The organism is Pedobacter sp. MC2016-05, from assembly GCF_026239735.1.
Classification (GTDB): Bacteria; Bacteroidota; Bacteroidia; order Sphingobacteriales; family Sphingobacteriaceae; genus Pedobacter.
On sequence record NZ_JAPIVT010000021.1, the window covers coordinates 46,022 to 59,036 of the forward strand.

Annotated in this window: 14 protein-coding genes; 2 read left to right on the forward strand and 12 right to left on the reverse strand. The window is 37.7% G+C overall.

Translation table 11 applies throughout. The features are described from left to right. Positions 1-12: 12 nt before the first annotated feature. The 7 genes from OQZ33_RS20465 to pyrE form a co-directional block, all read right to left on the reverse strand. Positions 13-693: an autotransporter outer membrane beta-barrel domain-containing protein gene (locus OQZ33_RS20465; protein WP_265801255.1), complete on the reverse strand. Its 681-nt coding sequence runs from the start codon at positions 691-693 to the stop codon at positions 13-15. A gap of 169 nt (positions 694-862) precedes the next feature. Next, on the reverse strand, positions 863-1,342 hold the full coding sequence (locus OQZ33_RS20470; RefSeq protein ID WP_322975106.1) for a DUF6646 family protein: 480 nt from the start codon (positions 1,340-1,342) through the stop codon (positions 863-865). A gap of 494 nt (positions 1,343-1,836) precedes the next feature. Next, entirely contained in the window at positions 1,837-2,334 is a 498-nt protein-coding gene (locus OQZ33_RS20475; RefSeq protein ID WP_265801259.1) for a hypothetical protein, read from the reverse strand. 10 nt (positions 2,335-2,344) lie between these two features. Beyond that, positions 2,345-2,998 carry a hypothetical protein gene (locus OQZ33_RS20480; RefSeq protein ID WP_265801261.1) on the reverse strand — a complete coding sequence of 218 codons (654 nt, stop codon included), beginning with the start codon at positions 2,996-2,998 and terminating at the stop codon, positions 2,345-2,347. A gap of 377 nt (positions 2,999-3,375) precedes the next feature. After that, positions 3,376-5,976, reverse strand: coding sequence for an ATP-dependent chaperone ClpB (gene clpB / locus OQZ33_RS20485; RefSeq protein ID WP_265801262.1), 2,601 nt, complete (start codon positions 5,974-5,976; stop codon positions 3,376-3,378). A 385-nt stretch (positions 5,977-6,361) separates the two neighbouring features. Then, positions 6,362-6,760 carry an SRPBCC family protein gene (locus OQZ33_RS20490; protein ID WP_265801264.1) on the reverse strand — a complete coding sequence of 133 codons (399 nt, stop codon included), beginning with the start codon at positions 6,758-6,760 and terminating at the stop codon, positions 6,362-6,364. Between the two features lie 44 nt (positions 6,761-6,804). Further along, the gene (gene pyrE / locus OQZ33_RS20495; RefSeq protein WP_265801266.1) at positions 6,805-7,464 is read right to left on the reverse strand and encodes an orotate phosphoribosyltransferase; all 660 of its coding nucleotides are present in this window, start codon (positions 7,462-7,464) and stop codon (positions 6,805-6,807) included. Between pyrE and OQZ33_RS20500 the strand changes: the two genes are divergently transcribed. Further along, entirely contained in the window at positions 7,463-8,074 is a 612-nt protein-coding gene (locus OQZ33_RS20500) for an NUDIX hydrolase (protein ID WP_056851230.1), read from the forward strand. The genes pyrE and OQZ33_RS20500 overlap by 2 nt on opposite strands. Before the next feature lie 110 nt (positions 8,075-8,184). Here the strand turns inward: OQZ33_RS20500 and OQZ33_RS20505 are convergent, their stop codons facing one another. The 5 genes from OQZ33_RS20505 to OQZ33_RS20525 all read right to left on the reverse strand — a co-directional run bounded on the left by OQZ33_RS20505 (position 8,185) and on the right by OQZ33_RS20525 (position 11,438). Then, positions 8,185-8,790: a hypothetical protein gene (locus tag OQZ33_RS20505; RefSeq protein ID WP_265801269.1), complete on the reverse strand. Its 606-nt coding sequence runs from the start codon at positions 8,788-8,790 to the stop codon at positions 8,185-8,187. Beyond that, on the reverse strand, positions 8,780-9,283 hold the full coding sequence (locus OQZ33_RS20510) for an RNA polymerase sigma factor (protein ID WP_265801270.1): 504 nt from the start codon (positions 9,281-9,283) through the stop codon (positions 8,780-8,782). The genes OQZ33_RS20505 and OQZ33_RS20510 overlap by 11 nt, the downstream gene beginning before the upstream one ends. Positions 9,284-9,454: 171 nt before the next feature. After that, positions 9,455-9,916, reverse strand: a complete 462-nt coding sequence (gene coaD, locus OQZ33_RS20515) for a pantetheine-phosphate adenylyltransferase (RefSeq protein WP_056850396.1) — start codon at positions 9,914-9,916, stop codon at positions 9,455-9,457. Positions 9,917-10,104: 188 nt separating this feature from the next. Next, positions 10,105-10,641 (reverse strand): 16S rRNA (guanine(966)-N(2))-methyltransferase RsmD, encoded by a 537-nt coding sequence (gene rsmD, locus OQZ33_RS20520; protein WP_265801271.1) that lies wholly within the window; start codon positions 10,639-10,641, stop codon positions 10,105-10,107. Continuing rightward, complete coding sequence (locus OQZ33_RS20525) at positions 10,632-11,438, reverse strand: DUF3822 family protein (RefSeq protein WP_265801272.1); 807 nt, start codon at positions 11,436-11,438, stop codon at positions 10,632-10,634. Before OQZ33_RS20525 ends, rsmD begins: the two co-directional genes overlap by 10 nt. 379 nt (positions 11,439-11,817) lie before the next feature. On the opposite strand from OQZ33_RS20525, the gene OQZ33_RS20530 reads away from it, so the two are divergent. After that, a complete protein-coding gene (locus tag OQZ33_RS20530; protein ID WP_265801273.1) occupies positions 11,818-12,957 on the forward strand; it encodes a putative sensor domain DACNV-containing protein in 1,140 nt (379 codons plus the stop codon). Positions 12,958-13,015: the final 58 nt, after the last annotated feature.

Below are 13,015 nucleotides of genomic sequence, written 5' to 3' on the forward strand. Positions count from 1 at the left end.
CGGGATAAATTTCTAAAAATGGAAATTGAAACCTAAATTAGGTAAAAATGTATTTAAGCCAAAAGTGAAACTATTGCTTTTATAAGCGGTTACGTTTTGATTATCATCATCGCCCTTACTGTTTTGTTTGCTGTACGCAAGCAGCGGAAAAGAGAACTCAACTGCCCATTTCTTCGCTGGAAAAAACGCGAAACCAGGGTTAATTGAAGCGTTGTAGGTTGTCGATTTGGATACTACACTTTGATAATCGAAGTTGCCGGTTCCGCTAAGTGATTGGTTAATTTTTCCAAATGCAACATCGAAATTAGCCTGGCCAAAAAATTTGAATTTATCTGTAATATCTAGATAATATCTCACAAACGGGCCGACATTAAATGACTTATTTCGTTGAATTGAAGTAGTTACTATTGGCGTATTGCCGATAGTGAAAAATTGATCTGATACATTTTTTGTTTCATTGTAGCCAATGCCTAAACCAATTGCTAGATTTTTGCTAAAGAAGTGGCCAACCCTTGGCACTACATTGAAAAAAGTAGATTCGCTAGCGCCATAATTTGTCGTATTGGCTGGTTTCAGCTCATTTTTACCATACCCGATTGATCCACCAATCATCGTGTTGCCCTTATCGGTTTGAGCATTCGAAATAAATGCAGCAGTACATAATACTGCTACTAATAATAGTTGTTTTTTCATTCTATGTGTTTATATTTTGGCGCAATTATAACACAAAAAAAAACAAGAACTAGCTTTTTAGGTGGTTTTAGTGAAATGTTTAATTTTGGGGAAATGAAAAAGCATCGGCTCAAATGCCAATGCTTTTAAATGGTTGAATTTTAACTGAAAACTGCGATTTGTTAGGATACTATTTTCCTAAATCGAATGCAACGCCAATGTTAAAAGAGAATTGATTGTTCAATCGCTCATAGCCGATTGCATCATCATTATATTTTGCAATCGGAAATTGCGCTTCTGTAAAAAGCCCGAAGCCTTTATCAAAGAAAACTCTTCCGCCAACATGAGCGCCAAAGTTTTTTAGGCCCAGATTTAATCCAGGGTATAAGTCTACATTAGCGGGCAAGCCAATCACACTTCCTAAATTTGCGTTAAATCTGGCTTTAAGATCAAAACGGTCGCCGAAGCCTGGTTTTTCTATCCCATCAAAAGATTTTACGCCAAGTAAATAGCCGGCCTGTGCGCCGATGGAGAAGCTTTGGCCTAAGCCATAATCAAGCGTAGTCACAATTCCGGTACCCCATTTTTGGAGACTTGCACCAACCTGAAATCTTAAATCGTCTTTGCCTTTGTAGGCATCACTTTGTGCATTTGCCTGTGTGCAAGCAATAAACCAGTAAAAATAAGCAAGTAATAATTCTTTTCATTTTAAACAATTGATTTTATGGGTAATTAATAAATTCTGGTCTTCATTCTCTGCCTGTATTCCAGAAACTAGCTTAGTGCGTCTGTTGGAAAATAATTTATCCCGATAGGAGATAACCGTTTACAAAGAAAAATTTAAATTTAATGCAGCTTTAATAAAGCTGGTATTACAGGATGTAATTGCTATAAGGATATTTAGCAAGCCGATTTGGCGATGGAAATATATAAGAAAAGATTTTTAAGGAAATTATAACGGAATAAATTCTGTCGGCTTATGGTTTAAATGGGTTTTCAGTGTATATTAAATAAAAAAGAGGAATGTATCATATATATTAAATGATAACCCGAACCTATCGTCCGACTTGCTCTAAAGCCTTGTAGCCGTTTTGAAAGGCTCAACGCGACAACGTTCGGGGGATATTGATTTATGATACATCCTATAAACTTCTAAATCTTAAATTATTGGCGATTTAACCGTTCAATTAAATAGTAATTGTCTAATGCATCTTCAGAATCCAGATCGTCACCTTCATTCTGAATAGATTTTACCTTGCCATCACTTTTTGGAGAATTAGTAAAATTGTATTCGAATTTAATGGAACCGATGGATTTTATTTTACCGGTGATTCCGGGCAAGGCAGATAAATAATATTCTACATTTTTATTGCCAATAGATTTTATTTTACCATTAAACTCTGGTATGGCACTGAGGTAATATTCTACTGAAATATTTCCAATGGCTTTAACTTTTCCATTAAATTCAGAAAGTGCACTCAGATAATATTCAATCTGTACATCATCAATGGATTTAATTTTTCCATCAAATTCAGATAGTGCACTACTGTAATAATCTATTTTCCCACGGAATCTTTGTGCATTTGCCTGCATAGTAATGACTAGCAGAATAACTACAACGGAACTTCTTAAGCCCATAACTTGGTTTAGCAAATTTTTCATATGAGTATGTTTAGAAGTGGAAGTTTATGGTAAAAGTGGGTGTGAAGTTATCAAGTGCCAGTCTCAGGTTATTTTTCTTATCAAAATTATATAGTGATTCTTCGGCATAATAATTTTGGTGGAAAAAGCTTAAGATTGGGAATGAAAAATCGAGGCTTGAATCATCAGATAATAGATAGGTGAAGCCAGGAGCTAAGCTAGCGCCCCAACCTTTTGCTCGTGCATCTGTTCGAATCAGATAACCTGCATCATCTACTCGATTGAAAGTGTTAATTTGCAGGAGCAGATTCGCCTGAACGAAAAATTTGAATCGTTCTTTAACCTCTATGTACTTGCGAATGAAAGGCGAGAGCCCGAAACTGAATTCTTTCGGACCATAACGGTCTTCGTAGCGCCCATCTTCTTCATCCCATGTAATGTAACTTTCACCGCGAAGCTTTGAAAGATTTAAAGGAATTTCAAGCCCGATAGCGAGATTATTTGCAATGAAATAGCCGCCCCTCGGCGTTGCCGTAAAGGTGTTAATACTGGCTGTAGCATCGTTTTGTTTCGAGGTTCCGAAGCTCAGGCTTATTCCGGCGAAGCCAGAACCTTTTTCAGTTTGCGCATGGCTACGCCAACTGATGGCGCATAGAAGCACCAAGATGATTAATTTAGGTTTCATTTGTGTTGTGTTTTTGTGTGTAATCAATAATAATCATTATCGATACAAAAAACAATAGCCTAAAATGAACGTATTGCATTGTAAAATCAATTTTACAGCTGCAGGTTTGTTGACGTAATAGGTGTTTAAATGCCAAAATGAACCGGCGTCATCCTCAGCTTGGCTGGGGATCTTAAAAATCAACGTTATCAGCCGGCATCACGATTCTGTTTTCACGTGAAGGACGAAGGGCCTAAAGAAGAAGAAAAATTGAAGACCAGGTATTAACGATAGTCATCCTTCGCTTAACTGCGAACATTAAAATGCATTGTTATGGGCGTAATCAAAAAAAATCCCGCAGAAATTAATCTGCGGGATTTCATTTACCGATATAATATTTAATCTTGTTTCTGGTTCAGGAACACAAAATTGTGATCAAACATATCTAACTTAATTTTACTGTCTTTATCGATCTTACCGGCTAATATTTCCTTCGATAACTCATTCAGGATTCTTTTTTGAATAACTCTTTTCAGTGGTCGGGCACCAAACTGCGGATCGTAACCAAGCTGTGCCAACCAATCAAGTGCTTCCTCACTTGCATCCATTTCAATTCCCATTTCCGCAAGTGTTTGCTGTACATGTTTAAATTGCAAAGCCACAATATCTCTAAGTTCATTGCGATTCAACGGCGTAAACATGATTAATTCATCAATTCTATTTAGAAACTCCGGCCTGATGGTTTGTTTCAATACCTCGAACAATTCGTTTTTAGTTTTTGCAATTACCTCATCCCGGTTTTCATCAGTTAGATTTTTGAAATTATCTTGGATTAAGTGCGCTCCAATATTCGATGTCATGATGATGATTGTATTTTTAAAATTCACCGTTCTGCCTTTATTATCAGTTAAACGGCCATCATCTAATACCTGCAATAAGATGTTAAACACATCCGGATGCGCTTTTTCAATCTCATCAAGCAATACAACCGAATAAGGTTTACGCCGAACAGCTTCGGTTAATTGCCCACCTTCATCGTAGCCTACATATCCTGGAGGCGCACCAATTAAGCGGGAAACAGCGTGGCGCTCCTGGTATTCACTCATGTCGATCCGGGTTAAGGCATTTTCATCGTTAAATAAAAAATCTGCCAAGGCCTTGGCCAACTCTGTTTTACCTACCCCGGTTGTACCCAGGAAAATAAACGAACCAATTGGTTTGCGCTTGTCTTGCAAACCCGCACGCGAGCGGCGAATCGCATCAGAAATGGCTTCTATAGCCTCATCCTGTCCGGCTACCCGCTGGTGCAATTCGTGTTCGAGGTTCAATAATTTCTCCCTTTCGCTAGCAATTAACTTGGTAACCGGAATGCCTGTCCATCTACCTACCACGCCTGCAATATCGTCAGCAGTTACTTCCTCTTTTAGCATCCGGCTATCTGTTTGCTGGTTTTCCAAATCGGCTTTCAGCTTTTCTACCTGATCCTGCGCTTCTTTAATTTTTCCGTAACGGATTTCGGCAACTTTGCCATAGTCTCCGGCACGTTCGGCCTGTTCAGCCTCTAATTTATAATGCTCAATCTGTTCTAACTGATTATTTACCGCATCAACAAGGTCTTTTTCTCCCTGCCATTTTGCTTTCAGTTCATCGCGTTCAGCAGATAAATTGGCAATTTCTTCTGATAGATCTTGAACTTTACGGTCATCTTTTTCGCGTTTGATCGCCTCACGTTCAATTTCAAGTCGCATAATTTCGCGATCCAAAGCATCTACATTTTCTGGAACACTGTCCATTTCCATGCGTAATTTTGAAGCCGCTTCATCCATTAAATCGATGGCTTTATCTGGCAAGAAACGATCAGAAATATAACGCTGGCTCATTTCTACTGCAGCGATAATCGCCTCATCTTTAATCCGCACCTTGTGGTGGGTTTCATAGCGTTCTTTCAAACCACGAAGAATAGAAATTGCATCCTGTGTGTCAGGTTCCTCTACCATCACCTTTTGAAAACGGCGTTCCAAGGCTTTATCTTTTTCTAAATATTTTTGATATTCATCCAAAGTGGTGGCACCAATTGCCCTTAATTCGCCACGAGCTAACGCAGGTTTTAAGATGTTAGCAGCGTCCATAGCACCTTCTCCGCCGCCTGCACCAACGAGGGTGTGAATTTCGTCGATAAATAAAATGATGTCACCATCGCTTTGTGTTACCTCTTTCACTACCGCTTTTAATCGCTCTTCAAATTCACCTTTGTATTTTGCTCCAGCAATTAATGCGCCCATATCAAGGGAATAAACGGTTTTGCTTTTCAAATTTTCAGGCACATCACCTTTTATAATTCTGAAAGCAATTCCTTCGGCGATTGCCGTTTTACCCACACCAGGCTCACCAATTAAAATTGGATTATTCTTTGTTCTTCGAGATAATATTTGAATCACCCGACGGATCTCTTCATCACGGCCAATTACCGGATCGAGCTTTCCGCTTTCGGCATACTCATTTAAATTACGGGCATATTTGCCTAAAGCCTGATAAGTAGCCTCAGCATTTTGGTCAGTTACGCGGTTATCACCACGGAGTTCAGTAATGGCTTTTTTAAGGTCTTTTTCGTTAGCACCTTGCTCTTTTAATAATTTGGATGTACTGTCATTCACTGCCAAAATTCCTAACAGGAGGTGCTCTACCGATACAAATTCATCTTTAAATTCTTTTAAAAATGTTTGTGCCTTTTGCAGAACACTATTTGTATTTGATGACAGATAGACATTGCTTCCGCTAACTTTCGGGAATCTTGCAATCTCTGCATCTAGATTTTGGTTGAGTAAAGTAAGGTTCACGTTTAGTTTCTTCAAAACATAAGAAACCACGTTTTCATCAACAGTAAGCAAACCTTTAAGCAGGTGTGCCGTTTCAATAGCCTGTTGCTGGTTACCTTGGGCTATTTCAGAAGCCTGTTGAATTGCTTCCTGGGCTTTTATTGTAAAGTTGTTGAAGTTCATATAACCGTTTTAATCAAAACAAATGCCACAGCAAATTTGATTTTGCAATCGGAAATTTTGTCTGTCTGATTCAAGTTATAATGACTAATTTACTGATTATAAAACATTTGTGCTGAAATTTTGTCTTGTTAAATAGTTTAAATGATTTGGAAACATAAGTAAGTGGTTCTTGGCAATTGTAGCCCTTCTTTCCATTAAAAGTCCCGATGAAAAATCGGGCGCTTTCCATTTCAATAAGGTTTAGGTGGGCAGAGTACTGCATGTATCAAAGAAACCTAAACGCACAAAAAAGCATCTGCGTTTTTGGTCAACAGATGCTTTTCGCTATGTTTTGGCCTATTAATGTTTTTAGGCTCATTTAATTAGTTTGGCAATTAGCGATATTTTACCCCAAAATTTCTTTTAATTTCTGTGTCTGATGATCGACCAATTTTTGAAGTGGACCAGAAGCCAACATTTTCATCATCATATTCAAATCTGCAGAGATGATGTGTTTTGCAGTGGTAGTGCCATTTCCATTATCGGCAACTGTCCATTTTAATTCCACCTCAAAAGGTGCTTTTTCAGTGGGAATTGCTGTTAATTCCTGGTTTTCAACACGATTAGAAATGGCGATCGCTAATTTTGCCATGTTTTGAATGGTGAAACGAGCTTCGTCTTCTGTAGATTCCCAGTTATAAATATTTTCGGGCATCAATTGTTGATGGTTATTCATGTTTGAGAGAAAAGCATAAACTTCCGCAACGGGCTTACTTACCTCTACAGCGCTTTCAATAATCGTCATTATATATTTTTATAGGTTAATTTTAAATACTGCGAACTCTGGATTTAAGACTCAGGACTGATAACTTGTCCCCACTCTGATGGGTTTAAGCGCCATTTTCCTAATAACTCCATGTCGCTTTTGGCGATGATGCTGTGCTCGGCAGCATAATCAATTAAGGCAGCATAGTTAGATAAAGTTAGGGAACGACATTTAGCGGCAGCAAAATTTTCATCTGCTTTTTCAAATCCGTATGTGAAAATTGCAGCTAAACCAGCAACTGATAAACCTGCGCTTCTCAATGCATCCACGGCTTGTAGACTGCTTTTTCCTGTAGAAATAAGATCTTCAATTACCACTACTCGTTGCCCTTCTACCACTTCACCTTCAATTAAGCTTCCTGTACCGTGTTCTTTTGCTTTAGCTCTAACATAAATAAAAGGTAATCCCAACTCTTGAGCTACTAAAACGCCTTGTGGAATTCCAGCGGTTGCTACTCCAGCAATAACATCTACCGAACCAAATTCTTCTTGGATGGCCTGTGCTAATTTCTGGCGTATGTACGTTCTCACCTGTGGATGAGATAACGTAATTCGGTTATCGCAATAAATTGGCGACTTCCAACCAGATGCCCAGGTAAAAGGATTATTAGGTTGTAATTTAATTGCCTTTATTTGTAATAAAAATTCCGCTACCTTTAGTTCAATATCACTTTTATTATACATGGCCCAAAAATACAGAATTTATATTAACGATAACACCCTCTTTATATCAGATGTTTTACCGGAACAAAAAGAAAAAATTCAACAGCTTGAATTTCAGGATTTTGATTTGCAGACATTTTACAAAAAATTAAAAAATGGGTCTAAAAAAAGCTACATCTTCTTAACCAAAAACCCTCAGGAAACATTCAGGAAGCTTAAAAAGAACTGCGAAATTATAAAAGCTGCCGGCGGGTTGGTAGAAAGCGTTAACGGGAATTATCTCTTTATTTTTAGGAATAAAAAGTGGGATTTGCCAAAAGGAAAGCTGGAGGAGGGTGAAAATATGAAGGAAACAGCGGTAAGGGAAGTGGAGGAGGAATGCGGAATTAAAGTGGCTAAACGAGAAGAAAAGCTTTGTAAAACTTACCATGTTTATCCTTATGGTTCAAAAATGGTGATCAAGAAAACCAACTGGTATCGAATGACTGTAAAAGGCGAGCCAAAGTTGGTTCCTCAAAAGGAAGAGGGGATAGACGAGGCCGTTTGGCTTGATAAAAACCATCTTGGTCCGGTAGTGAAAAATACTTTTCCTTCCATTATGGACGTGTTGAGGGCTGGAGGGATTTTGTAATTAGCGATTAAATCGCTTTGTTATTTATGCGCTTGTTAGAAACGAGCGCAGGCGTAAATTCAGCATAACGATCGGTTAAAGAAAACGACCAATTCTCATTAAACTAATATTTACTCAAAATCCAGCTCATCAACTATAGTTTTAACACGTTTCAAATATCTTCCATAGTAGTACCATGCCCATAATTCAGTAATTACTCCAATAATTACAATGGTTATAAAACAATTTAAAAGTATGTAGGATGGTGAAAGCTTGGCTAGAACTTTGTTTATTGCACCAGTTTTTTCGATAAGTAAATAAACAGATATAAAACCTACCCATATAAAAGCAATAATATATGTCAGTGCTTTGTATAGCTCTATATTCAGTTTCATCTCATAGAAAAACCAAAGAATACTTTTTCTACTATCCATAGTCATATCGCATGAGTTTTTGTAAAATCGGTAAAATTTAAAAAAATAATGAGCCGTGAAACCACACGTTATCGCAAAAAAAGCTAGGAAAATTAATTTCATATGGGGAGAAAAACCGAATAAGTAAGGGAATGCAGCCATTAAAATCAAAGCAACAATCTGGTAAGTAAATTCGTGTTTCATTTTTCTTCTGATGATATCAACAGGAGTTCGGGCTTGTTTTATTTTAAGCATATCCGCTGAGACATTAGGTTCTGATGAGCTTTCAGCATTCCAGTCGTTTTTCAAATCGTCAAAATTCATAGCCATTCTTCTTTATGATGAATTGTAATTTTTCTTTGGTTCTATTGAGCTTTACCCTTGCATTAACTTCTGTTATTCCAAGGTTTTCGGCAATTTCTCTGTGTGATTGGTTTTCAAGGAAAAGAAATATCAAAGCCTTTTCTACAGCATTTAATTCTTGAACTGCCTTATATAAGTAAGCCAGTTTTTCTTCTTTTAATTCACTTTCATTTATATCAACAATGTCGATGTTTTCATCAAGAGGTGTTTTATCTACTTTTCTATTGTCCTTTTTAAAGTAAACCAGAGCAGTGTTTAATGCAACACGATACATCCAAGTGGAAAATTTGCTGTTCCCTTTAAAAGATGGGTAAGCTTTCCACAGCTGCATTACTATTTCTTGAAAAAGATCGCGTTGCAACTCTACATCGTTCATATACATTTTCGAAACTTTATGTATAATCGCTTTATGCTGATTAATCAGGGTCAGAAATGTCGTTTCAGTTTCCTTCATTAATGGCATTCGATATTTACTTAATGACCAGAATTAGTGACGAATTCAAGAAACTTTTCATCACAGGAAAATCCACCAATCGAGTTTTCATTTATATTTATTTACTCCATTGGTAGCGGATTTTCGAAAACGTTACATTTTTTTTATCAGAAAATTGATTTGCCAAAAGGGCTATAAAAAACCTAAAGCCTCTTTGGGTACAAATGGACTTACATCGCCATGATTTCTTAAAATATCGCGGACGATAGTAGAGCTGATGGCTGAGTATTCTGGTTTACTCAAAAGTAGAATGGTTTCTACTTCGGGCATCATGGTTTGATTAATTTGAGCAATCGCTCTTTCGTATTCAAAATCTGAAGCAGAGCGAATACCACGAACCATATAAGTTGCATTTATTTTGCGGCAAAAATCTACAGTTAAACCTTCGTAAGTTTGGATTTCTATGTTTTGATAACCCGCAAAAACTGTTTCTAAAATTTGAAGTCGCTGCTCAGCAGTAAGAAAATTTTGCTTGGAACTATTTAAACCAATGCCGATTACAATCTTATCAAAAAGGGGAGTAGCACGTTGCAAAATGTTAACGTGAGCGATGGTAATGGGGTCAAAAGAACCTGGAAATAGCGCTATCTTCATATTTCAAATATAGATTTTTAAGCCGAAAGGAAAAAGGGTAGAGCACAAACCTTTTCACAATCACGTCATTGCGAGGTACGAAGCAATCTTAATCCGAATATATACATTCCTAAAAAAAAGATTGCTTCGTGCCTCGCAATGAAGACCATTTAAGTAATCAGTTAAAACCTTTGTGCTCTTTGCGAAAATTAACTAAACTCAAAAAAACTGAAAGAAGAATTTCCATATTTTCTGGTTTCGGTGTAACCAGGCTGGCTATTTAGTTTCATATTACTTTGATGTTCCACAACCAAAAGTCCATCAGGCTTAAGTAGCTTTTGCGATGCAACCAACACAGGTATTTGGGGAATGTTCGGCATGTTATACGGTGGGTCAGCAAAGATGATATCGTACGAACCCGTCATTTGATTCAGCAATTTGAAGACATCTCCTTTGCGTACTTCAATTTGATTGAATTCGTACTTTTTTGCAGTAGATTTTACCCAGTTTACGCAACCGTAATCCATGTCGATTGCTAAAATCTTTTCTGCATTGCGGGAAGCAAATTCAAATGTCAGGTTTCCCGTACCACTGAATAAATCCAAAATGGTACAGCTTTCAAAATCAAACTGATTATTTAAAATATTGAAAAGAGCCTCTTTGGCCATATCCGTTGTTGGGCGAACGGGTAGATTTGCAGGAGGCTGCAAACGAATCCCCTTTAGTTTGCCTCCAATTATTCGCATAAATCTAAAGCAAGTAATCCGCTAAAATAGTGTTTAGGCATATCGGCCAACAATTCACTGTTTTGTTTTCCTGCGGGAAGAAAAAAGTAAAGGTTATTAAAATATTTTAGAAGTGTATTGTAATAATCGTCGTCTTCGTTGATGATGCCCTGCAAGTAAACCGGAATAGCGTCCGTTAAACCCAATTGCTCTATAATCAATAATAAAAAGTAATTAAACTCTTCCGGATTCTCCGCTTCGTAGTGACTTTGAAAATTGACCTTCTTGTCTTTTACAAGAAGCACATTGAATGAAGATGCCGTAAAATCAATCAATAAAGCATCAGCTGATAAATGACTAAACAAAGCTAATAAGGGGGAAGACTGAGGATAAAATTTTGTGTTTTCAGGAAGTTTTTTCTCCACTTTTTCATCCAATGAGAAAAGTGTATTGAAGCCTAATTCATTATGGTGTTTGGTGTAAATTTTGCCGTCACCACCTAAAAATTTGGAGTAAACCGATAGATCAGCAGCATCCAACCATTCGTCAGGAATAAAAATGAAATTTGAGGTATGAATAGCAGCCTTTATCGCACCATAGTTTTGAGATAGATAAACATCAGTTTCAAAGGCAGATTTCAAATCTTTTTCCAAATCTTCGCAGCCTTGTTTATCAAAAATAATACTAACCTCATCAGAATCTTTGTTAATCACCGCATAAGAAAAGCTGTCATTCGTTATTTTTAACAATAAATGGCAGTTTACCGAGGCATCAGTTTTAATATTCGGATCGACTAATAAAAGACTGTTTTTACTCATTGAAACAAAAATAGAGTTTTTTAAGGATTAACCGCAAAGCTCGCTAAGTTTTTCGCAAGGGGCGCAAACTTGCTGGGTTTTAGGCGGTCGTTATTTCTAAATTTAATTCGGGATGACATGATGCTTAGTTTTGCCACGAAAACACAGATTTACGCGAAAATTTACTATCTGTTTTCCATTCCGTGACTTCGGTGTTCCTGCGGCAAATACTTTACTCAAAATTTTACCTTATACGCTGCACCCAACTTCGTGTTTCTTGCGGCTTTTGTGGTTAACAAAATCTTTACACTCTTCGCGGTTAAAATCCTCGTAAATCTTTTTACCAAAATCAAACCTTTCGCTTATTTAGAATCTGAAATATTCAACCTAAATTCGGAACATGAGTTACAAGCCTACTTATAAAGCTGCCAATACTGTTTCGGCTAAAATTGAGCAACATTTTGTTAAACTGCATGCAAATGCAGCTGCCCAAGGTGAGCTCGATCTGGCCACCCAGCCAAATCGAAAAATCATCGAGGCATTGATTGATGTCGCTTTTTGGAGTAGCTTAAGAAAAGAAGAAGGACATTCGCCACGTATTTCTATTGCTTTTCTACCCCCATCGCAAACCTCCAAACCTTTAAAATTTGCTAAGCCACTACAACTTAATGCGAATACCATAACTAAGGTTGCGCCTGGTGTAGAACGTTCGGGTATTCACCTTGGTGTGTGGGAGGAGGATGGCGAACTTTATATTTGGGGAACAACTTTAAATATACCTAATTTCTGTTTCGTTGTTGATGTTTCGGAGCCAGGACTCATCGTTATTAAGCACCGCAGAATTTACGGAATAGGCAAGTACACCAACGTTGCCGTATTAAAAGGCGAGCAGATTAGAATTGTAGATGATACATCTTGTTCTAACCGTGATTGCCCACCGATTTTGAAAGCATTATTGGATTTAACCGTATTGGCTAGTTGGAACGATCCGATTAATATTTTGATCCAATTTTCGGTTTCGATGCGGAGCCACGGAAGGGGCGGCGCACTGCTAATTGTACCTAAAAACGATACCAAGTGGCAGGAGTCAATCATTCATCCTATACAATATCTGGTTGAACCACCGTTTTGTGGTCTATCAAATCTGGCTAAACAAGGTGGAAATCAAACGGAAATTTTTTCTCAAGGCGCCTTGCGTCGGGAAGTGGAACATTTAGCTGGATTAACCGCGGTTGATGGTGCTACTATCATTAACGAGGATTTCGATTTGATTGCTTTTGGCGCAAAGATTGGCCGGGCGAAGGGTAAACCCACCGTAGAACAAATTGCTTTTTCGGAACCAATTGTTGGGGGTGAAGATGCAATTTTGTATCCTGGGCAATTGGGAGGAACCAGGCATTTTTCGGTCGCACAGTTTGTTAATGATCAACCGCAGGCGATTGGTTTAGTGGCCTCGCAGGATGGACATTTTACTATTTTTAGCTGGAGTAAGCAGCAGAATATGGTGATGGCACATCGGATTGAAACGTTGTTGTTGTAAGTGAAAAGTCGTCATTGAGAGGTATGAAGCAATCTTAATCCATTTAGTTCAAGCCGGC